Annotated in this window: 21 protein-coding genes and 1 tRNA gene; 6 read left to right on the top strand and 16 right to left on the bottom strand. The window is 68.4% G+C overall.

Annotation, left to right across the window (positions count from 1 at the left end; translation table 11 throughout):
- Window positions 1–191: 191 nt before the first annotated feature.
- From LMJ29_RS04265 to LMJ29_RS04280, 4 genes are read right to left on the bottom strand one after another with little or no spacing between them, the layout of a single operon-like run.
- Window positions 192–1,085 carry an efflux RND transporter periplasmic adaptor subunit gene (locus LMJ29_RS04265; RefSeq protein ID WP_229604268.1) on the bottom strand — a complete coding sequence of 298 codons (894 nt, stop codon included), beginning with the start codon at window positions 1,083–1,085 and terminating at the stop codon, window positions 192–194.
- A 21-nt stretch (window positions 1,086–1,106) separates the two neighbouring features.
- The gene (locus LMJ29_RS04270; protein WP_090351472.1) at window positions 1,107–1,307 is read right to left on the bottom strand and encodes a DUF1656 domain-containing protein; all 201 of its coding nucleotides are present in this window, start codon (window positions 1,305–1,307) and stop codon (window positions 1,107–1,109) included.
- Between the two features lie 42 nt (window positions 1,308–1,349).
- The gene (locus tag LMJ29_RS04275) at window positions 1,350–3,518 is read right to left on the bottom strand and encodes an FUSC family protein (RefSeq protein WP_229604269.1); all 2,169 of its coding nucleotides are present in this window, start codon (window positions 3,516–3,518) and stop codon (window positions 1,350–1,352) included.
- Window position 3,519: 1 nt separating this feature from the next.
- The gene (locus LMJ29_RS04280) at window positions 3,520–5,028 is read right to left on the bottom strand and encodes an efflux transporter outer membrane subunit (RefSeq protein WP_229604270.1); all 1,509 of its coding nucleotides are present in this window, start codon (window positions 5,026–5,028) and stop codon (window positions 3,520–3,522) included.
- Between the two features lie 260 nt (window positions 5,029–5,288).
- Here LMJ29_RS04280 and LMJ29_RS04285 point away from each other — a divergent pair, with 260 nt between their 5' ends.
- From LMJ29_RS04285 to LMJ29_RS04295, 3 genes are all read left to right on the top strand, one after another.
- Window positions 5,289–6,230, top strand: a complete 942-nt coding sequence (locus tag LMJ29_RS04285) for a LysR family transcriptional regulator (protein ID WP_229604271.1) — start codon at window positions 5,289–5,291, stop codon at window positions 6,228–6,230.
- A 92-nt stretch (window positions 6,231–6,322) separates the two neighbouring features.
- On the top strand, window positions 6,323–6,610 hold the full coding sequence (locus tag LMJ29_RS04290; protein ID WP_229604272.1) for a hypothetical protein: 288 nt from the start codon (window positions 6,323–6,325) through the stop codon (window positions 6,608–6,610).
- 245 nt (window positions 6,611–6,855) lie between these two features.
- Complete coding sequence (locus LMJ29_RS04295) at window positions 6,856–7,212, top strand: hypothetical protein (RefSeq protein WP_229604273.1); 357 nt, start codon at window positions 6,856–6,858, stop codon at window positions 7,210–7,212.
- A 34-nt stretch (window positions 7,213–7,246) separates the two neighbouring features.
- Here the strand turns inward: LMJ29_RS04295 and LMJ29_RS04300 are convergent, their stop codons facing one another.
- Window positions 7,247–8,704: an aminotransferase-like domain-containing protein gene (locus LMJ29_RS04300; protein WP_229604274.1), complete on the bottom strand. Its 1,458-nt coding sequence runs from the start codon at window positions 8,702–8,704 to the stop codon at window positions 7,247–7,249.
- 155 nt (window positions 8,705–8,859) lie between these two features.
- Here LMJ29_RS04300 and LMJ29_RS04305 point away from each other — a divergent pair, with 155 nt between their 5' ends.
- Window positions 8,860–9,459 carry a LysE family translocator gene (locus LMJ29_RS04305; RefSeq protein ID WP_229604275.1) on the top strand — a complete coding sequence of 200 codons (600 nt, stop codon included), beginning with the start codon at window positions 8,860–8,862 and terminating at the stop codon, window positions 9,457–9,459.
- A 79-nt stretch (window positions 9,460–9,538) separates the two neighbouring features.
- Here the strand turns inward: LMJ29_RS04305 and LMJ29_RS04310 are convergent, their stop codons facing one another.
- Window positions 9,539–9,739: a hypothetical protein gene (locus LMJ29_RS04310; RefSeq protein WP_229604276.1), complete on the bottom strand. Its 201-nt coding sequence runs from the start codon at window positions 9,737–9,739 to the stop codon at window positions 9,539–9,541.
- 195 nt (window positions 9,740–9,934) lie between these two features.
- Between LMJ29_RS04310 and LMJ29_RS04315 the strand changes: the two genes are divergently transcribed.
- Window positions 9,935–10,381: a hypothetical protein gene (locus LMJ29_RS04315; RefSeq protein ID WP_229604277.1), complete on the top strand. Its 447-nt coding sequence runs from the start codon at window positions 9,935–9,937 to the stop codon at window positions 10,379–10,381.
- Window positions 10,382–10,427: 46 nt separating this feature from the next.
- On the opposite strand, the gene LMJ29_RS04320 is transcribed toward LMJ29_RS04315, so the two are convergent.
- The 3 genes from LMJ29_RS04320 to LMJ29_RS04330 all read right to left on the bottom strand — a co-directional run bounded on the left by LMJ29_RS04320 (window position 10,428) and on the right by LMJ29_RS04330 (window position 13,295).
- Complete coding sequence (locus LMJ29_RS04320) at window positions 10,428–10,703, bottom strand: hypothetical protein (RefSeq protein WP_229604278.1); 276 nt, start codon at window positions 10,701–10,703, stop codon at window positions 10,428–10,430.
- 89 nt (window positions 10,704–10,792) lie between these two features.
- Window positions 10,793–11,689 carry a DUF2950 domain-containing protein gene (locus LMJ29_RS04325; protein WP_229604279.1) on the bottom strand — a complete coding sequence of 299 codons (897 nt, stop codon included), beginning with the start codon at window positions 11,687–11,689 and terminating at the stop codon, window positions 10,793–10,795.
- A gap of 16 nt (window positions 11,690–11,705) precedes the next feature.
- Complete coding sequence (locus LMJ29_RS04330; RefSeq protein ID WP_229604280.1) at window positions 11,706–13,295, bottom strand: DUF3300 domain-containing protein; 1,590 nt, start codon at window positions 13,293–13,295, stop codon at window positions 11,706–11,708.
- Window positions 13,296–13,591: 296 nt separating this feature from the next.
- On the opposite strand from LMJ29_RS04330, the gene LMJ29_RS04335 reads away from it, so the two are divergent.
- On the top strand, window positions 13,592–13,936 hold the full coding sequence (locus LMJ29_RS04335) for a four-helix bundle copper-binding protein (RefSeq protein ID WP_229604281.1): 345 nt from the start codon (window positions 13,592–13,594) through the stop codon (window positions 13,934–13,936).
- A gap of 448 nt (window positions 13,937–14,384) precedes the next feature.
- On the opposite strand, the gene LMJ29_RS04340 is transcribed toward LMJ29_RS04335, so the two are convergent.
- The 7 genes from LMJ29_RS04340 to LMJ29_RS04370 all read right to left on the bottom strand — a co-directional run bounded on the left by LMJ29_RS04340 (window position 14,385) and on the right by LMJ29_RS04370 (window position 24,090).
- Window positions 14,385–15,296: a restriction endonuclease gene (locus tag LMJ29_RS04340; protein WP_229604282.1), complete on the bottom strand. Its 912-nt coding sequence runs from the start codon at window positions 15,294–15,296 to the stop codon at window positions 14,385–14,387.
- Between the two features lie 147 nt (window positions 15,297–15,443).
- Complete coding sequence (locus LMJ29_RS04345; protein WP_229604283.1) at window positions 15,444–16,382, bottom strand: ankyrin repeat domain-containing protein; 939 nt, start codon at window positions 16,380–16,382, stop codon at window positions 15,444–15,446.
- Complete coding sequence (locus LMJ29_RS04350) at window positions 16,379–17,701, bottom strand: restriction endonuclease subunit S (RefSeq protein WP_229604284.1); 1,323 nt, start codon at window positions 17,699–17,701, stop codon at window positions 16,379–16,381. Before LMJ29_RS04350 ends, LMJ29_RS04345 begins: the two co-directional genes overlap by 4 nt.
- 23 nt (window positions 17,702–17,724) lie before the next feature.
- Window positions 17,725–19,263: a class I SAM-dependent DNA methyltransferase gene (locus LMJ29_RS04355; RefSeq protein ID WP_229604285.1), complete on the bottom strand. Its 1,539-nt coding sequence runs from the start codon at window positions 19,261–19,263 to the stop codon at window positions 17,725–17,727.
- 231 nt (window positions 19,264–19,494) lie between these two features.
- Window positions 19,495–19,959, bottom strand: a complete 465-nt coding sequence (locus LMJ29_RS04360) for an REP-associated tyrosine transposase (RefSeq protein ID WP_229604286.1) — start codon at window positions 19,957–19,959, stop codon at window positions 19,495–19,497.
- 275 nt (window positions 19,960–20,234) lie between these two features.
- Complete coding sequence (hsdR, locus tag LMJ29_RS04365) at window positions 20,235–23,711, bottom strand: type I restriction-modification system endonuclease (protein WP_229604287.1); 3,477 nt, start codon at window positions 23,709–23,711, stop codon at window positions 20,235–20,237.
- Between the two features lie 303 nt (window positions 23,712–24,014).
- Window positions 24,015–24,090 (bottom strand) — tRNA-Thr (locus LMJ29_RS04370).
- Window positions 24,091–24,339 lie beyond the last annotated feature (249 nt).

Raw genomic sequence — 24,339 nt, forward strand, 5'->3', positions numbered from 1 at the left:
TGCGGCACCGCGCGCGGCTTCCCAGTCGTGATCCTGATCGTTCCCACGCTCCCGCGGGAGAACGCCACCCGGGACGCTCCGCGTCCCTGCCTCGCCAGCCTCCCAGGCTGCCAAGCCGCACCGAGGCCGCGCCCGGTGGACAAGGCTGCGCCGTTGTCCACCCTACGCCGGGCCCGGCGTCCGCGCGCGCCCTACCAGCGCTGCGGCACCGCGCGCGGCTCGCCGGTCGGCGGGGTGATGATCACCGTGCAGGTCAGCCCGGCGGCGAGCAGCACGCCTTCGGGCGGCGGGTCGAGGTGGATGCGCACCGGCACGCGCTGGGCCAGGCGCACCCAGTTGAAGGTCGGGTTGACGTCGGCGGTCAGCTCGCGGCTTTCCGGGTTGTCGCGGTCGTAGATGCCGCGGGCGATGCCCTCGACCCGGCCGCTCAGCTCCTCGCCGCTCATCAGGCGCATCTGCGCCTTGTCGCCGACGCGGATCAGCGGCAGGCGGGTTTCCTCGAAGTAGCCGTAGACGTACCAGGAGTGGCTGTCGACCAGCGCCACCGCGGCCTCGCCGCGCTCGGCGAAGTCGCCGGCGAACAGGTTGAGGTTGGTGACGTAGCCGTCCACCGGCGCGCGCACCTCGGTGCGCTTGAGGTTGAGGCGCGCCTCGTCGAGCTGCGCGCGGGCCTCCTGCAGGTCGGCGCGGGCACGGGCGGCCAGATGCCCGGCGTCGTTGCGGCTCTCGCGCGACACCACCCGCTCGTCCATATCGGCGCGCCGCGCGGCGTTGTCCTCGCGCATCGCCAGCGCGGCCTGGCGCGCCGCCACCAGCGCCTCGGCCTCCTGCACCGCGGCGCGGTAGTGCTCGGGATCGATGCGCAGCAGCAGGTCGCCCTGCTTCACCGTCTGGTTGTCGTGCACCGCCACCTCGACCACCAGGCCGGCGACATCGGGGGCGACGTTGATCACCTCGGCGCGCACCCGGCCGTCGCGGGTCCAGGCCGCGTCCATGTAGTGCAGCCACATGCTGCGCACCAGCCACACGGCGGCGGCGAAGACCAGCAGGGTGAAGACGACGCTGACGATTCTCTTCCAGGGCATTGGCGGGTTCTCGGGCAGGGCTCAATGGTAGACGTAAAGGACCAGGGCGCCGTACAGGCAGGTGAACAGGCTGACCCGCAGCAGCGTGGGGTGCCAGGCGTGGCGGTACAGCCCGCACCAGGCGACCAGGCGGTCGATGACCCAGCCGCCGGCCAGGGTGAGCAGGAACAGCAGGGTCAGGTTCGGCAGGTAGACGCCGAACAGGGCGATCTCGCGGGGCATGGGGTGGCCTGTGGGGTGGCTTGCCGGGGTCGGCGGCATGGGCTAGGGGCTGGCCGCGGCATCGGCCAGCGGCGAATTGGGGTCGAGCAGCGAGCTGCGCACGAAGTGCAGGTAGCTGAGCACCCGGCGCAGCGGCGAGGTGTCGAACTGCGGCGGACGTTCCTCGGGGGTCTGGCGCACCGCGGCGATGGCCTGCTCGACCGCCGCCAGGGCGCGCTGGCGGTTGCCTTCGTCGGGCTGGATGAACAGGCGCACCAGGGCGCGGCCGAGGGCGCGGATGCTCTGTCGCCAGGGCATGTCCTCGGCGTAGCAGGCATCAAGCGGCAGGCGCGCCTGCTCCTGGCGCAGCTCGATCAGCGCGTGGCCGATCTCCAGCACGGCGAACAGCCAGCCGAGCAGGCGGCGCTGCACCGCGGGGCGGCCGGCGGCGAGGCCGTAGGCCTGGTTGAACAGATCGCGGGTGCCGCTCTCGAAGCCGGCGACCAGGCCCTTGAGCTTGCCGCCGACGGCGAACACCACGCGCTGGCGCAGGTCGCGCTCCAGGCTGCGCCACAGCCAGGGCCGGTCGGGCGGCAGGATCAGGGTGGCGGCCAGCGCCGCGAGGCCAATCGACAGCAGCGCGGCGAGGTACTCGTTGAACAGCCGGTAGGGATCGAAGACGGTCAGGTTGGCCGGCAGGCCGAGCATGCAGAACCACAGCAACAGGCCGGCGCCGTAGCCCGTGCGCGCCGGCCGGGCGAGCAGCCAGGCGCCGAGGGCGAACAGCGGCGCCAGCGCGCTGCACAGCAGGGCGAAGCCGTCCAGCCAGGGCAGCACCGAGAACTGCAGGAAACCGGCGTACAGCGCCGCGCCGCTGGCGCCGGCGAGCAGTTGCCAGGACAGCCGGCGCGGGTTGGCGGCGGTGGAGGCCAGCGCCGAAACCATCGCCGCGGTGAGCACGAAGGTGCTGCCGCTCGGCCAGGCCGAGGCGATCCAGAAGGTGCCGAGCAGGAGGATCAACAGTGCGCTGCGCATCCCCGCCACCGCCGCCGCCAGGCCGTTGGCGCGCGGCGTGAAGCTGTCCTTCCACTGCTCGCGGGCGTGGCGGTGCTCGCGCAGCGAGGCGTAGGTGTGCGCGTAGCCGAGCAGGTCGTCGGCGAAGCGGTAGAGCAGCTCGGCGGCGGTATCGAAGTCGAGCAGCGCGGCCTCGGCGTCGATATCGTCCAGCGCGGCGAGCTGGCGGCGGCCGTCGCGGATCGTCTGCATCAGGCGGTGGCGCTCGCCGGTCAAGCGCTCGGCCAGGCGGGCGAGGTCGGCCTCGTCGGCGAGCAGCTGGCCGAACGGCGCCAGCTGCGCGGCGACCGCGTCGAGGCAGGGTTGCAGGGCGGCGCGGATCAGAACGCCGGCCTCGCCCTGCTGGCGCTGCAGCAGCTGGTAGAGCGCGTGAAAGCGGGTGGTGAGCACCATGAATTCGTTGTTCAGGCGCGCCAGGCGGCCGCTGCGCAGGCGGATGTGCGGGTCCTCGAAGCCGGCGGCGTTGCGCAGGTTGTCGAGCCCCACCGCCTCGGCGGCGAAGCGCGCGTTGACCTGCTCGACGCGCACCGCGTCGAGCTGGCCGGCCAGGCCCGCGGCGGCAAACCCGGCGAAGTCGCGAAAGCGCGTGGCCAGCGCGGTGCGCAGGCTGGCGCTGCTGGTCTGCGGCAAGAGCAGCGCGCTGACCAGCCCCGAGCAGAGGATGCCCAGGCCAATCTCCAGCACCCGCCACAGCGCCTGCATAAAGGCGCCCTGCGGATGGGCGATGGCCGGCAGGCCGATCATCGCCGCGGTGTAGCCAGCCAGCACGCAGGCGTAGCCGCGAAAGTCGCGATAGCGCGCGGCGCCCGCGGTGCACAGGCCGATCCACAGCGCCAGGCACAGCAGGAACAGCACGCGCTCCTGGGCGAACAGAGCGATCAGCGGCACCATCACGGTCAGGCCAAGCAGGGTGCCGACGATGCGGTAGAAGCTCTTGGCCAGCACCTGGCCGCTCTGCGGCTGCATGACGATGAACACGGTGGCGAGCACCGTGCTCGGCTGCGGCAACTCCAGGCGATAGGCCAGCCACAGGGCGAGGAAGGCGGTGAGCAGCGCCTTGAACACGAAGGCCCACACGCGTCCCTCGTCCTGCGCCCACTCGGCCAGGGCGCGACGCAGGGCGCCACGCGGCGCGGGGATCGGCGGTACGTTGTCCATTTCAGTCGCGCCCCGGCAGGTGCAGGCCGACCGCGCGGGCGCGCAGCTGGCCGTCGCCTGGGCCGCTGGCGGCCGGCAGCACACCGCCGCCGAGCGCCACCCACAGCTCGGCCTGCGCCGCCAGCTGCCCGGCGCGCACCTGCTGCTGCAGGCGCTGCTGGGCGAACAGCTGGCTCTGCGCCTCGAGCACCGCGCGGGCGTCGGTCAGGCCGCGCCGGTGCGCCTCGGCGGCCAGTTGGCAGCGTTCCTCGGCGCGGGCCAGGCCCTCGGCGGCGAAGCCCTCCTGCTCGTGCAGCGAGTGCAGGCGTACCAGCAGGTCGGCGACGCCCTTGAGCGCCTGCACCAGGGTCTGGTTGTACTGCTCGACGGCGATGTCGTAGGCCGCCGCCTGGGCGCCGAGCCGGCCGCGCAGGCGGCCGCCGTCGAACACCGGCAGGCTGAGCGCGGGGCCCAGCCCCCAGGCCAGCTTGTCGTGACGCAAAAAGTCCAGCACGCCGCCCTGCACCGCGGCGCGGCCGAAGCTGCCGAGCAGGTCGACATTGGGATAGAACTCCGCCTCGGCCACCTCGATACCGCGCGCCTGCGCCGCCACCTGCCAGCGCCGGGCGACCAGGTCGGGACGCCGGCCGAGCAGCTCCAGCGGCAGCTGGGTGGGCAGGCCCGGCAGCGCGTGCAGCGTGATGCTCGGGCGCTCGAGTGCATCGCCGGCACCCGGCCCTGCGCCGGCCAGCGCGGCCAGCTGGTGGCGCGTCAGGGCGATGCGCTCATGCACCAGGTCGAGCTGGCGGTGCGCCTCGGGCAGCGGCGCCTCGGCCTCGCTGACCTCCAGGCGGGTGCCCAGGCCGATGCGCAGGCGCTCGCGGGCCAGCGCCAGGAGTTGCTCGCGCTGTTTCAGTTCGTCCTTGGCGATGTCCAGTTGCGCGTAGCCGAGCGCCAGCTGGATATAGGCCTGCACCACCTGACCCTGCAATTCCAGCGCCGCGGCGCGCGCCTCGGTGGCGGCCAGCTCGGCCAGGCTCAGGGCGCGCTGGCGTTCGCTGCGCAGGCGCCCCCACAGATCGAGGTCGTAGGCCAGGCCGAAACTTGCGGTGTTGTTCCAGGTGGTGGTGTCGGCCAGCGGGCCGGGGCCGTAGAAGTTGTCGGTCGGCCAGCGCCGGCGCTGCACGCTGGCCTCGACGCCGACCTGCGGCGCCTGCGCGCCGGCGGCCACCCCGGCCAGCGCCTGCGCCTCGCGCACCCGCGCGCCGGCGATGGCGAGACTCGGGCTGCCGGCCAGGGCACGCTCGACCCAGGCATCCAACTGCGCGTCGCCGTAGGCGCGCCACCACTGCGCGGCGGGCCAGGCGGCGCGCTGCTCGGCGTGGGCGATGGCGTCGCCAGCCTCCAGCGCAGCGGCGTCGAGGCGCTCGGCCTGCGGGGCGATGCCGCCGCGGTCGATGCAACCGGCGAGGGTGGCGAACAGGACGAACAGAGGGGCGAGATACAGCTCGGGCCGAACGATGGCGGGCACTGCGGCGCATCCTGGAGAGGGGCGGTGGACCGGGAGGGGCAGGCGATTCTAGGGGCGGCCGCGGGCGAGGATAAGGCGCCGGTCAGGCGATGGATTGTGTACTATCGGTACACAATCGGCCGACAAACTTTGTGACACAATCGCTGTCGCACCGAGGACCTCGGCCTGCGCAGGACGCGCCCCCGCCGCCAGACGGCCGCCCGCCCCCGCGCGGCGCAGGGAACGGCCAGTCCCGCCCCGCTCCCCTCTACAGGTGCCCGATGGACATCCTCTTCAACATGCGCGCCTTCGTCTGCGTGGCGGAAACCGGCAGCTTCACCGCCGCCGCCGCGCGCCTCGACCTGACCACCTCCTACGTGTCGCGGGCGGTCGCCACCCTGGAAACCCACCTGCGCGCGCGCCTGCTGCACCGCACGACCAGACGCATCGCCCTCACCGAGGCCGGCCAGCGCTACCTGCAGCGCTGCCAGCAGATCCTCGGCTACATCGAGGAAGCCGAGGCCGAGGCCGGCGACGCCCATGCGCGGCCGGCCGGCAACCTCAAGCTGCACACCATGACCGGCATCGGTCAGCACTACCTGATCCAGGCGGCCGCCGAGTACCACGAGAAGTACCCGGAGGTCAGCTTCGACCTGACCCTGGCCAACCGCACCACCGACATCCTCGACGAGGGCTACGACGTCTCGGTGGTGACCGCCCGTGAGCTGCCCGACTCGGGCTTCATCTCCAAGCGCCTGGGCGAGACGCACAGCGTGCTGTGCGCGGCGCCCGCCTACCTGGCGCAGCACGGCATTCCGCAGCAGCCCGCCGAACTGGCCGAGCACCAGTGCCTGCGCCTGGTCTATCCGGTGATGAGCCTGGACAAGTGGCTGCTCGACGGCCCCGACGGCCAGGAGCTGGTCAGCGTCGAGCGCACCCACTTCCAGGTCAACACGGTGGACGCCATGACGGTGGCGCTCAAGGCCGGCATGGGCATCGGCGCGCTGCCGGTGTACTCGGCGCTGCAGAGCCTGGAGGACGGCAGTCTGGTGCGCGTGCTGCCCGGGCACACCCTGTACCCGCTGGGCGTCTACGCCCTCTATCCGTCGCGCCAGTACCTGGACGCCAAGATCCGCACCTGGGTGGAGTTCCTGCGCGACTACATGCCGGCGCGCCTGGCCGCCGACCAGCGCCGCCTCGAGGAGTGCAGCCGGCGGGGCTGACACAAGTTTTTACAGGCCGCCACGGAGCCAACCGAGCGCGCCGCGGTCCTAGGGGAAGGCCGGATCTGCCGGCAGCACAGGAGTCCCCGCTCATGCTTTCGCGTCTCGTCCTCGTCACCGCCCAGCTCGCCGGATTGGCCCTGTTCCTCCAGGAGCCGGTCCAGGCCTCCGATCGCGACTACTTCCGTCACGACCGCTACGCCGAGGTCCAGCGCGCCCCGGCCTACTACCGCGATCCGCGTCCGGCCTACTATCCGCCGCGCTATCGGCCGGCGCCCTACTACGACGCGCGCTATCGCCATCCCCATCGGCATCGCCACCACCACCATCATCATCACCGCGACTACGACCGCTACTACTACAGCGACCGCCGCTGGTAAGCGGCGCCGGTTCGCGCAACCGCGCGTGGCCGACTCGCGCCGGGCAACTGACCTAGACTTGCAGCGAGGCCGCTGGCCTTGGGCGGCACAGCGGAACGGCGGCAGGGCCCGGTAAGGAGAGGTTCTCCTGGCTGTGCGAGGTTGCCATGCTCGCTCCCCCCGACCGGCCGGCCCGGCTGGTTCCCCGCCCTCCTCGACCTGCGGCCAGGCGTCGCCAGCTTGGCCGCACTCTGATTTTCCTGCCCGTGCTGCTGCTCGGCCTGGCGCTGACCCTGGTGGTGGTCCTCGCCATGCAGCAGAAGCCCCCGCCCCCGCCGCCCGCCGCGCCGCCCTGGGTGGTGGCACGCAGCGCACCGCCCGCGCCACTCGCGCCGCCGCAGCCGGCCAAGGCAGCCAAGGCGACCAAGGCGGCGCCCGCCGCGCAGGCCAAGGTGGTCAAGACGGGCCGGGTGGTCAAGGCGGCCAAGCCCAAGCCCCTGGAGCAGTGCCTGGCGCGCGGCAGCCACCTGCTCGACAACCGGGTGGCGCGCTGCCGCTTCGGCACCCCGGACGGCGCGCCGCCGGCGGCGACCCGCCGCCCGCCGCGCAAGGAGCCGGGCTAGCGGCGCTCTCCCCGCCGCGGTTCATGCTGACGCGCTACGGCGCATCCGCCGCGTGGCCGGCGGCCAGCGCCGTGGCCAACTCGCCGAGGCGGCGCAGCGCGCCGGTGACCCGTTCGTCCAGCTCCTGGCAGCAGGACAGCCGCAGGCAATGGCGAAAGCGCGCGCCGTTGGAATACAGCTGGCCGGGGATGATGACGATGCGCTCGGCCAGCGCGGCGTGGAACAGCTCCAGGCTGTCCACCGTCTCCGGCAGCTCCAGCCACAGCAGGAAGCCGCCGACCGGCTGGGTGGCGCGGGTGCCGGCCGGGAAGTGGCGGGCGATGATGCCGCGCACCGCATCGACCTGCGCCGCATAACGCCGGCGCAGGGCGCGCAGGTGGTGGTCGTAGCCGCCGCTCTCGAGGAACAGGCCGACCGTCTCGGCGAGCAGCACCGACTCGGCGACGCTGGCGGTGAACTTCAGCTGGCGCACCGCCTCGCGGAAGCGCCCGGCCTCCAGCCAGCCGATCCGGTAGTCCGGCGCCAGGGTCTTGGTGTAGCTGGAGCAGACCATCACCCAGCCATCGCGGTCGAAGGCCTTGACCGTCGGCTGCAGCGGCTCGACGAACTGCAGCTCGGCGTACAGCGCATCCTCGATCAGCGGCACGCGGTACTGGTTGACCAGCGCGGCCAGGCGCTGCTTGGCGGCCACCGACATGCTGCAGCCCAGCGGGTTGTGCACCGTGGGCATGGCGACGATGGCGGTCAGGCGTTTCTCCTCCAGCAGCAGTTCCAGCGCGTCGAGGGACAGGCCGTGCTGCGGGTGGGTGGGGATCTCCAGCACCTTGAGGCCGAGACTGGCGAGCAGCGGGTAGAGGTTGAAGTAGCTCGGCGACTCGACGCCCACGGTGTCGCCGGCGCGGGTCACTGCGCGCAGCGCCAGCTGCAGCGCCTCCATGGCGCCGTGGGTGAGCAGGATGTCGTCGGCGACCAGGGTCATGCCGAGCAGCGCGGCGCGCCGGGCGATCTGCTCGCGCAGGCGCCGCGAGCCCGGCGGCAGGGCGTAGCGGCCGACCAGCTGCGGTTGGCGACGCAGCAGGCCGGCGGTCAGCCGGGCCAGCTTGGCGCCGGGATAGAAGGCCTCGCCGCGCGGGCAGGCCAGCGCCAGGTCGATGTGGTCGGCGCGCTGCTGGCTCTGCAGCACCACGGCCATCAGGTCGTCCAGCTGCCCGGCCGGGCGCACCCCGGCCGGACGCTCGCGCAGCGGCCGCTGCAGCGGCGGCAAGCTGCTGCGCACGTAGTAGCCGGACTGCGGGCGTGCCTCGATCAGGCCGCGGTCCTCGAGCAGGCGGTAGGCGGCGGTGACGGTGTTGAGGCTCAGCTCGTGCTGGGCGGCGCAGGCGCGCACCGACGGCAGGCGGGTGCCGGCCGGCAGGCTGCCGCGGTCGATGGCCTCGGCCAGCTCCTCGGCGAGCAGGCGGTAGCGGACGGGTGCGGACGCAGGTGCGTTCATGGCGGTTCACCGGTGACAGCGGGGTGGACGAATCATGGTGACAGTTGCGCAGCGCGCCTTTCTGTAACCATTACAAAAGCAATTTTGTGAGTCTGTCACCATTTACCGCCAGTGCCTAGCATGGACTGCCATGGATCAACCGCAGGAGGCCCACCATGTTCGAAGCCCTCGCCCTGGCCAGCTACATGGGAGTGATGTCGATCACCCCCGGCCCCAACAACATCATGCTCACCGCCTCGGGGGTGAACTTCGGCTTCCGCCGCACGCTGCCGCACATGCTCGGCATCACCTTCGGCTGCTCGCTGCAGCTGCTCCTGTGCGCCGCGCTGTTCGCCCAGGTCGCCGACCTGCTCGGCGAGGTGCGTCCGCTGCTGGCGGTGGCCGGCTGCAGCTACCTGCTGTGGCTGTCGCTGAAGCTGGCGCGCGCCGGCGCGCCGGGCCGCCGCGAGGTGGCGCGGCCGATGGGCTTCGTCGCCGCCGCGTTGTTCCAGTGGATCAACCCCAAGGCGTGGATCATGGTGCTCAACGCCTGCGTGCTGTTCCTGCCGCAGGGCGGCCAGCTGTCCGCCGCCGCGGCCATGGCGCTGCTCGCGCTGGTGGTCAACCTGCCGTGCATCGCGGTGTGGGCCTGGGGCGGCGAGCGGCTGCGCCACTGGCTGCAGCAGGACCGCGCGCTGCGCTTGTTCAACGCCGCGATGGCCGGCCTGCTGGCCGCCACCGCGCTGTGGCTGCTGGTGGAGGAGCTGACACGCTGAGTCGAATGCCCGGCTGCTGATCCCCGACGCCCCGCGAATGCGGGGCGTCGTCGTTACGGGCCGGGAGAACGGCGCGGCCTCACTGGCTCTGCCAGCGGCTCCAGCGTTCGGCGATTTCCTCGCCGTGCTTGCCCCAGTACTTGAAGTCCAGGCTGACCTGCCGGGCCGCGTGGGCGCTGGGCAGGCACGCTCTTGCGAAGGTTCTCCCGCTCCAACTGCGGACGGCCGGCGGCGCAGATTCGCCCGCATGACGGCATACGGGAATACGACCAACCAACATGCAAGCCCAGTCTCCTGCCGGCAGATGTGCGCCGACGGCCGCCGACCGCCGAGCGCTGCCGGTGAGCAATGACGGAGGAAACAAGGGTGCCGCCAGGAAGGTGGCATGCCGCTCCCTGCCAGCCGCCGGCGGCGTGAATGGCGGAGACCCGCCCCGGTGGGCTAAAACACTGGAAGGAATCGCCGAGGAGACGCCATGCGCACGCTGTACATCGACACCGAATTCACCCAGCTCAGCCCGGCCCGGCGGCTGATCTCGCTGGCGCTGGTGGATGCCGCCGGCGCCGAGTTCTACGTCGAACTCAACGACGGCTGGGAGCTGGCCGACTGCTCGGCGTTCGTCGTCGAGATCGTCCTGCCGCAGCTCGATCTGCCCCGCCACGGCCGGTCGCGTGCCGAGGCCGGGCCGGCGCTGCACGCCTTCCTCGCCGGCCTCGGCGAGCTGGAGGTGGTCGGCGATGCGCTGGTCTGGGACTGGCCGCTGCTGCTGGAACTGCTCGGCCCGCTGGGCCTGCCGGACAATGTGCGGGACTGCCGGCAGGTCGATGACCCGTTCGCCGCCCTGCCGGAGGAGGCCATACCGCACCACGCGCTGCGCGATGCCCGCCTGCTGCGCGACCTGTGCGAGGGCGTCGGCGGCTAGGCCCGCTACGAAAAGTGCCTGTGCTCGACTGACCTTTCGTAGGGGCCTAGGCCTTCTGCTCCTGCAGCCGCTGCAGTTCGCGGCGCACCATGCTGGCGAACTGCGGCGGAGCGAGCGCGTACAGCTCCCCCGCCACCCAGCTCAGCCAGCGCCCGCCGAGCTGCCCGCGCGCCGCCAGCAGCCGCTCGGCCTCGGCGACCGCGCGCGCCTGGTGGGCGCGGTGGTAGTCGGCGCGGGAGGTCTTCGCGGGGGCGTCGTGGTCGTGGTCGTGGTCGTGGTCGTGGTCGTGGTCGTGGTCGTGGTCGTGGTCGTGGTCGGACATGCTGGGGCTCGGCGCGGGCGGGCGCCGCAGTCTAGCCGATCGCCGCCCCGGCAGCGCCAGCGGGGCGACCGGCCGGCGCCGCGCGGCCGTCAAGGTCCGGCCAGTTCCTTGTCCTTGACCTCCTGCCAACTGCTGTCGGGATCGAAGGTGGTCATGGCCTTGGCCAGCCGGTCGCCGTCCTGGCCCATGTCCTTCTCGAACACTTCGCCGTCGTGGCTGATCATGAAGCTCATCACCCCGCTGTCGCCGTAGCGCGCCGGCCAGGCGATCAGCGCGAAACCGCGGCTCATGTTGGCGCCGAGCTTGTAGTCGTAGGCGCCGCCCGGCGCCGAGGGTCCCTGGGCGTCGAGGATGCGGTAGTGGTAGCCCTGCCACTCGCCGTCCGGCAGCTCGTCGCCGAACAGCGGACCGAGCGGACTCTCCGGCACACCCGGCTCGTCCGGCCAGTACAGACCGTCGTACTGACCGTCGCTGCTCATGAACTTCTGCGCGTACTCGAGCACGCCGTCGCCGTCGTGGTCGATCTCGGCGTAGTCCATCTGCGCGTCGTGGTAGGCGCGCACCGCCTGCATGACGGCCAGTTCGTTGCGGCCGATGCGCCGCGCGCGGATTTCCTCGCCGCCGGCCTTGGGATCGAAGCGCCAGCCGTCCTTGCCGTGGACCAGCGGCAGCGGGAAGGTCCAGGGCGTGTTGCCGACCACCAGCTGGGCGCGGTCCTGTCCCTCGAGGCGCACGGTGCGCCGCTCGCGGTACAGGGCGAGGAAGGCGTCGACGTCCTTGCGCTCGATGTCGTCGGTGGGCACCCAGGTCTGCCAGTCGGCGCCGAGCAGCGCGCTCATCCGCTGGGCATCGGCGCGCTCGGTGCCGAGCGCGGCGATCAGCGCGTCGACCGCGGCGGTGGGGGTGGCGAACGCCTGCTGGGCGTGCGCCTCGAGGGTCGACAGGGCCAGCAGCGCCGGCAGACAGATACGCAGTAATCGATTCATGGCGAGTCTCCTTTTCTCAACGCCGACCACCGCCGCGACCGCCGCGGGCACCACCACCCCCCATGCTGCGCGAACCCCGGCTGGGCGCCGCCCGCTGCACCTGGCGGCTGCTGCGCTCCATCTTCGGCCGGCTGGCGGAGGCGCGGCTGAGTTCGCCGCGGCTGGCGCTGGCCTTGCTGCGCGAAGGCTGGCGGGCATCGGCGAAGGCGCTGTCGCGCGTGCGCTGGCCTCCCGAGTACTGCTGGCGAGCCTGCTGGCGGGCCTGCGCGCTGTTCTGCGTGCGCTGGCGAGGCTGGGCGCCGGCCTGGGCACGTGGGCGGGCCTGCGGCTGGTCGCGCATCTCGCGGCCGGCCACCCGGGCGCGCTCCTGGGCCTCGCGGTTGCTTCTGGCGGGCGCGTCGATGCCGCGCTCGCCGAGGGTCTGCCGGGCGCGTTCGCGGTCGGCGGACTGAGCGCGCTCGCCTGCTGCACGGTCCCCGCGCTCGGCTGCCGCCCGACTGCCACGCTCGCCTGCCGCCCGGTCCCCGCGCTCGCCGCGCGTCTGCGCGGCCTGCTGGCGCTCGGCGGCACGCGCCGGATCGCGGCCGCGCAGGGCGTCGCGCTGTTCGCTGCCGGCCAGGCGCTGGCTGTACTGCTCGCGGTTGGCCCGGTCGCGGTAGGGCACGCCGTCGCGGTTGGCCGCGTTGTGCTGCCACTTGCGCTGGCTGGCGTCGATCTTCCGGTTGCTGTTGATGTTGTTGTACTTGTTGACGTCGATGTCGACGTCGCCGCCGCCCCAGTCGCAGTCGCCCCAGACCGAATCGATGACCGCGACGCCGGCGGCGAAGCCCAGCCCGGCGACCAGCGCGGAGCCGAAGTAGTAGCCCGGCGGCGGCGGATAGTAGGTCGGCGGATAGGACGGATAGGGCCAGGTGCCGTAGACCACGCTGGGGTTGTAGCTGGGCACGTAGACCACCTGCGGGTCGGCCGACTCGATGATGATCGTCTGCTCGGCGGGCGGCGCCTGCACCACCGTGGTCCCGCCGGAGGGTTCCACCACGGTGGTGGCGCCGCCCTGCGCCGCGCTCTGCACGGAAACCTTCTGCTGCTCGTTGGATTCGAGGTTGCCGGCGGCCTTGGCCTGGCGGCGCAGGCGCTGCACCGAATCCATCACCTCGTTGGGCTGGGCGAGGAAGGCGTCGCCGACGCGCTGCACCCAGGCCGGGTCCTGGCCGAGGGTGACCAGCACCGCCGGGAAGGCGACCAGCGACTGCACGCTGGGGTCCCACGGCTGGTTGGCCACCTGGCGCACGGCGGCGTCGCCGCTGGCCTTGGGATTGGCCTTGGACCAGGCCACCGCGTCGGCGACATCGCCCGGATAGGTGCTCGCCATCAGCACCTGGGCCAGCAGCGAATCCGGATACAGCGCGAGCGGCGCCATCATCTGGTCGAGTTCCTCGGGGCGGAACACGGCCTCGGTAGCCGGGCTGCCGGCGGCCGCCTCGGCGCTGGTCGGAGCAGGCGGAGCGGTGGCGGCCTCCGTGGCCGCCCGAACGTCCTGCTGCACCCCGCCGGCAAGGGCCAGCCAGGCGAGCAGGACGGCGCTGAAACGACGATCGGTACGCATGGCTCTTCTCCTGAGCACGGGAAGCGGGACCAAGGCAGGCCTGGCCCATCGCCACATCGAGGGGGGCTTCGCGGAAAAGCATAGACGGTGGAGTGACGGACGGTTGGCCGGGCAACTGGAGCGACGCGGGCGGCGGGAGACGCGCGGAGGAGAAGGGCATGAGGGAGCAGGAAAAGGCGGCGCCAGAAACGCCATTCGTCCTTTCAGCCAAACTTCCCTACCGGTCAAAAGTCCACCGGAGAGCTGCGGTATTTCGCAGCTTGCCCCTGTCTACCACCAGATAAAGGAGAACCAACATGCACACTTCCATGCATGAGTCCTGTATCCAGGCATGTAGCGATTGCGCCTGGGCGTGCGAAACCTGTGCGGCTTCCTGTTTGCGCGAAGACAACGTACAGGCGATGGCACGTTGCATTGCGCTGGATATGGACTGCGCCGCCTTCTGCAAGATGGCCGCTGCGTTGATGGCGCGAGAAAGTGAGTATGCAAAAGCGTTTTGCAGACAATGCGCAGAAGTCTGCCGCGCTTGCGCCGAGGAATGCGCGCGGCATGAGTCCGACCATTGCCAGCACTGCGCCCAAGCCTGCCGGTCGTGCGCCGAGGAGTGCGAGCGGATGGCTGGCGGGCAGATGGCTGCCTAGACGAAGGCTGGCGAATGCGGACACAAAAAAACCGGCGCCAAGGCCGGTTTCTCTGGGTTTCCGTTGCTTCCGGGTGAACTCGGGAGCAAGCGGATGAATGTTTGTTGTGGGGGACCAGGAATCGAACCTGGGATCTACTGATTCAAATCAGAGGGGCCTTGGGTTTTCCCCCTCCCAAAGCCCCCAGGTAACGCCTTTGACGACTCGCCCCATCGTACTGAGCTGTTCGGCACCATCAGCTCACGCTTGCGGTTCTTGAAGGAGCGCGCGCAGATGATCCAGGGTTTGATTTTCCACGAGCTGACGATCTGCCGCTCGGCGTTGCGCAGGCGGCCACGGTTGCCCCTGAGGGTGCCGCGCGCGAAGACGGCATGCAGCTGGCTGTGGAGTCGACACGGTTTTGCAGGGGCATGCCTGGCACTCCATTGCAGATAGGTTCAGGACGGCTTCAGTCTTCGCTGAAGTAGTCGCTATCGAGCTGCTTGACCTCGTAGACCTGCTTCACGCTGCAACCGAGGTTGTTTTCCACCATCAGCCGGGCCAGCTCGCTGCCGTCGATCAGTACCATCTTCATATCCAGACTCAGTGCCGCCTCGCGGGCTCCGCTGGAGAAATCCGAGGTAGTGATGAACACGCCCTTGCGGGCGCGCTGACGGATCAGCGCGCCGATGAACTTGTCGATCTCCGGCCGATGCACTGTGTTGCTCCAACGCTTGGCCTGCAGATAGATCACGTCCAGGCCGAGCTTGTCTTCCTTGATGATGCCGTCGATGCCATCGTCGCCGGTTGCCTTGGTCGCACTGCCCGCCTCCTTGCGAGAGCCGCCGTAGCCCATGGCGATCATCAAGTCCACCACCAGTTGTTCGAAGAAGGCCGGTGAAGCAGCCCGCACCTGTGCTAACAGCTCGCCGGCCAGCGACTGCGTCAGCGCCTGGTGCGCGTCGGCCAGTTGCTCGTCGGGAGTGGCCTCCTCGACCGCCTCGACCTGCGCCGCAGGCGTCGTAGTGCTGACCGGGCTGGCTGCGTGGAACTCAGCGAACTCCGGATAGCGCTTGAGCCAACCCACGGTGATGCGTGCCGGGCCGTTGTCCAGCACCTCGCCTCCGCGTTCGGTTATTTGCACCAGCCCCTTGGCCGGAATGCTCAGCAGCCCCGCCTTGTTCAGATAGGTGCGCGCCCAGCCGACCCGGTTGTTGATCACCGTCTGCTTGCCAGAGGGCAGGCGCTCGTTGCGCTCATCCTCGCTGAGCTGGAACTCGTTGGCGATACGCTCACGCAGCTGGCTGAGCGCCAGCGGCTCACCGTCGGCGACGGCAGCCAGTACCGGGCGCATGACGGACTGAAAATCAGGGATGGGCATGAATGACTTCCTGTGGTTTTAGCCCCGGCTTCTGCGCCGGGCGAGCAAAAGAAAGATCCTGGTAGGTGGAAAAAGGCCGCAGGCTTTTCCAACTTTGGACGGGGGTGTGGTGGAAGATCGCTGCGCGAGTCTTCCACCCTACGTCACTTATCCGTGTGCCGGGAAACGCCAGCTTTCCCGCAGCCATTCGAGACGCTGTTGCAGGATCGGAATCCCTTGGCGGCACCAGAACTCCCCCGACACCATGCCGCTACTCATTCCGCCACGGGCGAGATGAGGCACCCGCACGTCTTGCTCGACTACCAACTGCGCTCCAGTGATGGCTGCAAAGGCGCCCTGAACGATGCCCGCCAAGGCATCGGCTGTTGCAGGCAGCGCAGTGTGAGACAGGGCATGTCGCATTTCCAGCCAGAGAAACAGGTCGCCCCTGAGTCCCCAGTGGCTCGGTGCAGGATCAAAGAGGTCGGCAACGACAGCCCAAGACTCGCCGAAAAACACGCCGGAACGCTGCAGGGTCAACTGTAAAGCAGGGATGAAGCGTTCCTGCCAAAAATGGGCGTCCGTCGTGAAGTCGAAGCTCTCACCCACCTGAAAGCCCAGCCGCTGCCGAGCATCCAGCACTAGCCCGGTCAACGCCTGAACGCCGGCTGCTACCCTGTGCGGTAGCTCCGCCGCAGAGAGTTCGGCAATGTCGAGACTGAACATCTCGATCAGCCGGTCGCAGACAATCTGATTGCCATCGTAGACGCCGAACAGCGAAGGTTGCTCCGCTACCAGCTTGCGTATCAGCTGGGACAGGGTCAGCCGGCGCGGCGCCAGAATGTAGGCCAGATCCACCCGCTCCGGGTGCTTCTCGATAGCGATGTGCTGTGCTGTTTGCTGCTTTGCCGTGACGCGACGAGGATCGGCACCCAATGCCAGCAACTCACCTACCACCGGCAAGCTGGCGCCATGCCATGCTGCCTGGTGCAAGGGCGCGTAACCCTTGCCCTCGCTGGCCTCGTTCACTCGCTCCGGTGATTGCCGCAGCACCTCCAGCAGTGCCTTCCACTCGCCATGGAAGGCCATCTCCGTGATCTGGCTCATGCCTTCCTCCGCTGACGAGTCTTGGGCGCGCTGGCGCGTTGGGCCTGAATGCGCGCCAGCAGTCCGCTGGCCGGTTCGTCGTCGGGGTCCTGGGGCACCAGTTCGCCGCGGAAGGCCTTGGCGAGGATGCTCTGGGTCAGGCGGTCGATGCGTGTTTTCGCCTCGTTGACCTTGGCCTCCAGCTGGTCGGCGAAGGCGAACAGTTGCTCGACGCGGCGGACGATTTCGGTTTGCTCTTCGAGGGAGGGTAGAGACACCTTGCAAGCCTTGACGTCCCCCTGATTGATGCTGGCCTGATTAACTGCATGCTTGGCCTTGGCAATGAGCTTCTTGCGGCCAATTTCGCTACTCAGAAATCGCATCAGATACTCGGGATGCACCAATTCGCTTTTTAGGGACATCCGCATGATGTTGCTTTCAAAGACCGCAGGCTCGGGGACAGATCGCACCAAGGCACACTTCCCAAGATATTCAACGCTGTTGACCCGATTAATGAGAATGTCGCCATTTCTGACGCTCCACGTCTCCAACTCCCGTTGATCAACCTCCAGCGAACGCAGGCCTTCCCATCCAGTGATTTCCCCAGAATAAAAGCCATCTATTCGGATAATTTTCACGCCGCGCCCGTAGGCGCTGGAAGGCTTGTAAAGTCCGTTCTGGGGACCTTCCTTGATCAACTCTCCTAGCTCAACCTCAGATAGCTCAGGCAAGGCGCGCTCTCTGCGCCACTCCTCCGTCAACCGCCCGGAAACGGCGGCGGCGAGGACGGACTGGCGGAAGCGTTTGAGCAGCGCGGGGATGCCGTCGATGCGGGCTTTCAGGGTATCGACCTGGGCCAGCAGCTCGTCGAGCTTGGCGGCGATGCGAGTTTGTTCAGCAGCCGGCGGCACCGGCACTGGGTAGTTTTCTACAAACGGCCTGGGCACACGCCGCAGGCCTACTGCCCCCGTCATGTTTTCCGCGCCCTTGCGCAGGAAGTCGTGGCTCTTGACCAAGGCCAGCAGATACTTGGCCGACACCTCATCGCAGCTTGGGCGAAGCACGAAAAACTCGCTGCTTCCTGCACCGATACCGTTAGGCAAACCCTCGACAAAGGCCGCCTTGCCGTTCTCAAAGCAGGGCGTGACCTTGGCAAAAATTACGTCGCCATCTTTGAAGTTCGTATACGCCTTCTTGATCTCGCCCCATGGACGCTCATCGAAACGCAGCTTGTCTCGAAAGTTGGTTGGCGCATGGGACATGGGCACAAAGCCAGCGACGGTTGCATCGTCGAATGCCTGCTTGGGGTTCAGCTCCGCCAAGTCGCCAATGCGCGCCATGGCCCACCCCTTCGGCAACTCACTCATTCCCCCGCCCCCACTTCCAACCCCATCACTTCCGCCAGCATCCTTTTCTGCTGCTCGGCTTCGTCCCCGGCCCCCAGCGCCTGCATCAGCGCATCCAGCTCGCGCAGCGCCTCGGTCAGCTCGGCCATGGCTTCGCCGGCCAGCACTTCCGGGGCTGGCAGGTCAGCGGCGTCGATGCTGCTGTCGTCCTTCAGCCAGCTGATATCCAGCGAGTCGCCGCGCTCGCGGATCTGCTCGCGGGTGAACACGCGGAAGCGGCTCAGCTCGCCGATGCCCTCGACGTTCTCGGCGCGCGGGCTGTGGCCGTTCGGGTCGTCGCCATAGGCGTCCTCGAAGGCCTTGAGGTGCTGGGCGCCGAACGGCGTGCGCTTGCCGAAGCTCGGCATGTTGCTGCGCAGGTCGTAGATCCATACGCGCTGGGTGCATCCCTCTTCCTGGCGCGGGTTGTCCTGGCTGCCCTTCTGGAAGAACAGCACGTTGGTCTTCACTCCCTGGGCGTAGAAGATGCCAGTGGGCAGGCGCAGGATGGTGTGCAGGTTGCACTTGTCCAGCAGGTCGCGACGCACCTCGGTGCCGACCCCGGCCTCGAACAGCACGTTGTCCGGCAGCACCACGGCGGCGCGCCCGCCGGGCTTGAGGCCGCGGTAGATGTGCTGGAGGAAGGCCAGCTGCTTGTTGCTGGTGCGGTAGGTGAGGTCGTCGCGGGTCGGCCCTCCGCCGCCCTTGGCGGTGCCGAACGGCGGATTGGAGAGGATCACGTCAACCTTGGGCAGCGCGGCGCCGACCTGGCCGAGGGCGTTGCCCAGGTGCACCACGCCCTCGGCGTCGCCTTCCATGCCGTGCAGCAGGCAGTTCATCAGCGCCAACCGGCGGGTGCCGGGCACCAGCTCGATGCCGACGTAGGCCTGGGTGCGCTGGAAGCGGCGGTCCTTTTCGTTCAGCTCGTAGAGGTCGTCCGTGAGCTGCTTGATGTAGGCGTCGGCGGCGATCAAAAAGCCCGCAGTGCCGGCGGCCGGGTCTTGGATGGTCTCGCCCGGCTGCGGACGGATTGCGCGGATGATGCTGTCGATCAGCGGGCGCGGGGTGAAGTACTGGCCGGCGCCGGATTTGGTTTCGCTGGCGTTCTTCTCCAGCAGGCCCTCGTAGAGATCGCCGAGGCCGTCCTGGCGGGCGCTGAACCAGTCGATGCCGTCGAGGCTCTTGATCAGCTGCTCCAGATGGCGCGGCTCCTTGAGACGAGTCTGCGCGTCGGCGTAGACGGCGGCGATCAGCGGGTCGCTGTTCTGGCCGAGGTCGAGGAGCATCTGCCGGTAGTGATTGAGCAGGTTGAGGCCCGACTTGCCGGCCAGATCCGGCCAGCGCGCGCCCGCAGGCAGCTTGTGGGCGAAGTCATCGTTGTTCTGGACCTGCTCGTATTCCATCTTGATGAACAGCAGCAGGACCAACTCGGTGACGTAGTCGCTGTAGTTGATGCCGTCGTCGCGCAGGACGTCGCAGAGGTTCCAGAGTTTCTGGACGATGTCGGAGTTGGTCATGGGGCTTCCAGGCATATGACTCAGAGCCAGCGATTCTGCCGGATAACGCTTGCCTGTAGGAGCGGATTCATCCGCGACCTCAGGACAATCGCATGATCTATGTAGGAGCGAATTCATTCGCGATCCTGGCCGCTCGGTCGCGAATGAATTCGCTCCTACAGGTGGGGCCGCGAACTGCGAGGCTGACAGCACCATGGTTCACGGTCATCGCGGTCGCGGATGAATCCGCTCCTACAGCCAGGCGGCATCCCAGAGTGGGTAATCACCGACAGTCTCGACGATGCCTGCCCGCACGGGGTTGGCAACGATGTAGCGCGCCATGGCACGCAGGTCATCATCACTGCGAGCGGCGCGGTCGTGATAACCGGGCTGCCACAACCGGCCAGCCAGTCCGAGCTGTTGATTGATGCGCCGAGAACTGCGCGCCTTGATCTGCTTGATCAGGCTCGAAAGGCTGCCTTGCCGCAACGTCAGCAACCAGTGCAGATGATCCGGCATCACCACCCAGGCCAGGCTTTCGACCGACCCGTCTGAACAGGCTTCGCGCATTTCGCCGACCAGCAGGCGAGCCGTCTGGAGGTCGGCCAGCAAGGGACGGCGACCAGCAACGACCGTCGTGATGAGGTAGGTATATCCCGGATGCGAGATGCGGCCCCGACGCAAGGCGGCCGCATGGGCATTGCGATTGTCAGGCATTCCTTGCCTCCTGCTTGGATCGTGCATCCATGCAATTCGGGATGGACTCAATCACACGCCCATAAAAAACCCGCTCGATTTGTGCGTGGCTGCCGAGGCAGCCATAGGCATGGCGGGTGTATTGGCGGCAATGGTGGTCGGTGCGGCTCGGATTGGCAAGAAGCACTGATGAGCGCGAAGCTCGATGCAGGACCACGCCGACGCCAAGCGTTGTAGGAGCGAATTCATTCGCGACCGAGTGGCGGGTCGCGGATGAATCCGCTCCTACAAGGAATTCACCCCACCTGCGGCCACAGGTTGTCATTGAGCGCTTCCAGCACCACCGCAAGGTGGCCTCCCAGCCGCTTGTCCAGCTGCTTGCTGCCGCCGTCGTTCCTGAAGGCTTCGCCGATCTGCTTGTCGTCGATCACCACCTCGTGCACCAGCTGCTTGGCCAGGCGCTCCAGCCACTTGCGCTGCACGGGCGTCCACGACTGCAGGGCGTAGATCTTCTGCATGGCGTTAGCCACGCGCTGCTCGAACGGCAGCAGGGCCTCGCCGAGGGCGGCGCGGCGGATGAAGCCGACAATGCTGGCGGCGATATCCTGGTTCGTACTGTTGCGCCAGGCACTCTGCAGGCTGGCCTCCTTGTAACCGTGCTGATCGAGCAGCAAGCGCACTTCGCGCAGCTGTTCGCGGGTCAGGTCCTGCGGGCGGTTGACCACCACGCCGAGGGCCACCGACTGGTTGAGCTGGTTGCGAATGAAGTCGTTGAAGCTTTCCAGGTAGTCGGCCGGCTTCTGGTTGGCGCCGTAGCTTTGCTCGCGCACCACCAGCTCGTCCGTGTGGGCGGAGATGACCGGGTAGTTCTCCGAGCCGAGCAGGGCGCTGACCGCGGCGAGCTGGTCGAGCAGCTTGCTGTGCTGGCGGATGAAGTTTGCCGCCTGCTGCGGGCCGAGCTGATGCAGGTGCTGATGCAGCTTGTCCGGCGCCACGCCCCAGGCGTCTTCCAATTCGCTGAGCTTCTGCTTGAGGGTGGGCTTGCTGTCGGCCTTGTGGCTGGCCTTGCGCAGGATGCGCATTACCCGCTGGCTGAGTTGGTCGAGCACGTCGTGGGCGTGGCTGGTTTCCGCTTGACTGCCAGGGGCATCGAGGCTGGCCGGATTGGTCAGCTCGCCGATCAGCTGCTCTAGGGTGACGCTGGGGTCCTTGACCAGCGGCTTCATGGTGTCCACCGGCTCGAGGCTGGCGTAGAGGTCGACCGGGTCGTAGATGCGGAACACGGTCTTGCCGATCTCGTCGCAGCGGCGGGTGGCGCGGCCCTTCATCTGTTCGTAGAGGATGCGCGAGCGCACCCTGCGCATGAATACCAGGTGGCAGATGCGCGGCACGTCGATGCCGGTGGTGAGCAGGTCGACGGTGATGGCGATGCTCGGATAGCGCTCGTTCTTGTACTGGCGGATCAGCTGTTCGACCTTGTCGCTCTGCCCGGTGATGATCTGCACGGCGGCCTGGTTGTACTGCTCGCCATGGACTTCCTTGAAGGCTTCGTCGAGCAGATGCTTGACCCGCTCGGCATGGGCCTGGTTGACGCAGAAGATCATCGCCTTCTCGTCGCCCAGCGGGTCGAGTTCCTGGGCCAGCTGTTCGCAGATCACCTGGTCGAAGCCCGGGGTGATCACCCGGCGGTTGAAGGATTCGATCTCGAAGTCGAGTTCGTCCTCCAGCTCGGCCACATCCACCTCGCCGGTGGCGGTGTTGATGACGCTGACGCTCTCGCCCTTGGCGAAGTGGATACCGTTCTGACTCAGCTCGGTCTCGTAGCGGATCGGCGGTTCGTGGTCGATCAGCCAGTCGTCGGCCACCGCCTCGCGGTAGCTGTAGGTGAACACAGGGGCGCCGAAGATCTCGCTGGTGTGCTTGGCCGGGGTGGCGGTGAGGCCGATGCGGCAGGCATCGAAGTACTCCAGCACGCGACGGTACTGCGACAGGTACTGGCTGTGGTCGCGCACCGCCAGCTCGCCCTCGGTCATCTCCTGGTCGAGGGTGTAACCGCGGTGCGCCTCGTCGACGATGATGCAGTCGAAGGCGTCGATGGGCGGCGGCGTGTCCGACTGGAAGATGCGCCGCACCATGGCCTGCACGGTGGCGACCTGGACGCGCGTCTCGGCCTCGGCGGCCATGTCGCCGAGCTCCTTGATGTCGTAGATCTGCGCCAGGGTGTGGTTCTGCTCCAGCGTCGCATCATTGAAAGCCTCGATGGCCTGCTGGCCGAGGGCGCTGCGGTCGACCAGGAACAGGATGCGGCGAAAGCGCTCGGCCTTCAGCAGGCGATACATCAGGCCGATGATGGTGCGCGTCTTGCCGGTGCCGGTGGCCATGGCCAGCAGGCACTGGCGGCGATTGGCGGCCAGCGCCTGCTCCACCGCCTTGATGGCGTTTTCCTGGTAGTCGCGCAGCTTGAGGTAGGCGAAGCCTTCCTGCTGCAGCCTGGCTTCGGCCTCGGCGCGACTGCGCTTGAGCAGGTCGAGCAGGCCGTCCGGGGTATGGAAGTCCTGCAGCGGCCGGCGCAGGTTGGCTGGGCTGCGCAGATCGCGGAACCAGATGCCGGACTGCTCGGCGAGCTGCTTGATGTACGGGCGGCCGTTGCAGGCGAAGGCAAACGGCACGCGGAACTGGCCGCCCTGCCCATCCGCCCAGCCATCGCCCTCGCCGCTCAGCAGCCAGGCCGGCTGCAGCTCGCCGTGGATGACCAGCTGGCGGGCGTAGCGTTCGGCCTGCGGGATGCGGTTGGCGATGTTGATGCGCTGGCGCTTGGCCTCGACGATGGCCATCGGGACGAGGCCGGCGAACAGCACGTAGTCGGCCGCTTCGCCCGGCTTGTTGGTCGGCCACTCGGCGATGGCCTTGTTCTTGCCCTTCTCCGGGCGGGCCCCCTTGCTCCAAGTGAGGTCGAGCGAGTCGGCTTCCCAGTCGGCCTCATTGAGCTGCTGGTCGATGAGGATGCGAGTCAGGTCCTCGTTGAGGTCGAACTGGCTGCTGGCCTGCTGGGTCCGCTGCATGACCTGCTGGGTGGCCTGTGGCTGGCTCTCCAACTGCTTGTGCAGCGCCTGCAGGCTGACCTCGAACTCGGCGCGGGTCTTGGCCAGTTCGGCCTCGTGCTCCAGAGCGAGCTGCTCGTAGGTGCGCGCCTCCTCGCCCATCTGCCCGGCGAGATTGACGTACTCGTTCTTCTCCCGAGCCAGCAGCTCGGCCAGTTGCTGATTGCTCTCCAGCTGCTGGCGGCTGTCGCCCAACTCGGCGCGCAACTGCTCGATCTGCTCCTGCAACTCGCGCAGCGGGGCGCTGGGGTCGGCGGGAGTAATGAAGGGGCCAGGCTTGAAGGCGCTGCCGGCCTTGCCGAGCGATTGGTGATACCAGATGGCCAAAGCGCGGGCGACCTTGAGGCCGTCCAGCGCCTCGCGGTGCTGGGTGCGAAATTCGTGGGTGGCCTTGTTGCCCTCGACGCGCAGGGTGTGGAACAGGTTGCGGATGTTACCGTCGAGCTGGATCTCGCGGCCCAGGCGGTACAGCAGGTCGGCTTGGCTGAGGGTGGCGTCGCGTTCGATGCCGGCCCGCACCGCCAGATCCTGCGCCAGCGCCTCGCCGAACTGGCGCAGCTTGATCAGCGTGGTATTGGGGTCGCTGGCGAATACCCGCTCGGCCGTGCTGGCGAGCTGAAAGAACACCGGGTCGTGTTCCTTGAGGAAGGCGAAGTTACTGCTCTCAGCCATGTTCCATCCCTTGAAATCGTCCCCCGGCTATCCGGGCTTGGCGGTGCTATGGGAGGGATGATGCCAGAGGCAACGCGCAGGGAGTACTCGGGGCAAAGGCGCACGCCTACAAGCCGGCGAGGGGGCGAGCTGGTGCGCAAAGATTGCTTCGCACAGGAATCGCGCCTGATTGACAGCCGCCAGCGATGGGGAATCGCCGCGCATAGGGGGCCGAGAGGGCCGTCTTGAGGGGCTTTTTCCGTTCTGGTGTTAGCCCGCCCCAGAAAGAAAAAAGGCCCGCATAGTTGCGAGCCTTGATGTAGATGGTGCCGGCACCAGGAATCGAACCCGGGACCTACTGATTACAAGTCAGTTGCTCTACCAGCTGAGCTATACCGGCAACGGGGCTGGATTATAGCGAGTGGGGCGCCGGAGTAAACCGGAAAATGCCTGAATGCTCAGGAGCTTGCGACGTTGCCGGGGCGCAGGGGCACGCCGGCGGCGGCAGCGGGTGTCCTTGGGCGGGTTTGCCGAACACCGCCAGCCGAGGTTGCCCATGCGAGGACGATGCGCCGAACGACCGCCTCGACCATCCATACCGTGAGAGCGCCGCCGGCGCACTGCTCAATAATGGCTGGGGGCGCAGTAC

It is taken from the genome of Pseudomonas oryzagri (assembly GCF_020831405.1).
Lineage (GTDB): Bacteria > Pseudomonadota > Gammaproteobacteria > Pseudomonadales > Pseudomonadaceae > Geopseudomonas > Geopseudomonas oryzagri.